At 56.8% G+C, this 826-nt stretch carries 2 protein-coding genes; one reads left to right on the plus strand and one right to left on the minus strand.

What is annotated here, in order from left to right:
- The coding region (gene rirA / locus AC1D35_RS36510) for an iron-responsive transcriptional regulator RirA (protein WP_477942928.1) at positions 1–458 on the plus strand (458 nt) is incomplete at its 5' end.
- 35 nt (positions 459–493) lie between these two features.
- On the opposite strand, the gene AC1D35_RS36515 is transcribed toward rirA, so the two are convergent.
- On the minus strand, positions 494–826 hold a 333-nt coding region (locus AC1D35_RS36515; RefSeq protein WP_477942930.1), incomplete at its 5' end, for an SURF1 family protein.

An 826-nucleotide genomic window follows, 5' to 3' on the forward strand; every position in this document is an offset into this window, starting at 1 on the left:
GGCTTACGAAACAAACAAATTATGCAGTTCGCGTTTTGATGTATTGCGCCGCAAACAATGGACGGCTGAGCCATGTTCCGGAGATCGCCAAGGCTTACGGTATTTCGGAGCTCTTCCTCTTCAAGGTTCTTAAGCCACTCACCAATGCCGGGCTTGTCAAAACTGTGCGCGGTCGAAACGGCGGCATTCGCCTGGGTCGCGCCGCTGAGAACATCAACCTCTTTGATGTTGTCAGCGTGACCGAGGATGGATTTCTGATGGCGGAGTGCTTCGAACACAGCGAACCATCGGACTGTCCGCTGATCGGTGGGTGCAGCCTGAACTCAGCACTGACAAAGGCTCTGGGGTCGTTCTTTTCCGTGTTGCGCCAGCATTCGATCCATGACCTGATCGCTTCGCGGGCTGACCTCAGTTTCCTGCTGGGCATCGATACACGCGCTCTTCGCATACAACACTAGCACCTTCCCGACCGAATAATGTACGCGTCGCAGCGCTACGGGATCGCCAAGCGATCGTCGTCGTGGCTTGCTTGTGCCGTCCGCACCATTACGACCAGCAGTCCGGCCGCCATCAACGCGAGGACGAACCAAGTGATGGCGTAGACCAGGTGGTTATTGGGAAAATCGATGACCGTCAGTCCCCCGACGGGCAATCCTCCCGGATTTGGCGTGTCGTCGGCATCGATGAAGAATGGCGCGGCATTTTCAACGCCGTTCGTTTGGGCAATCGCTGCGACGTCACGAGAATACCAGCGACCGGAACCGGGATCGTTTGAGCGCAGCAGCGAACCCTTGGGCTCGCTCATGCGGATCAATCCGGTGATACT

Source organism: Rhizobium sp. P1_E6 (genome assembly GCF_056405875.1).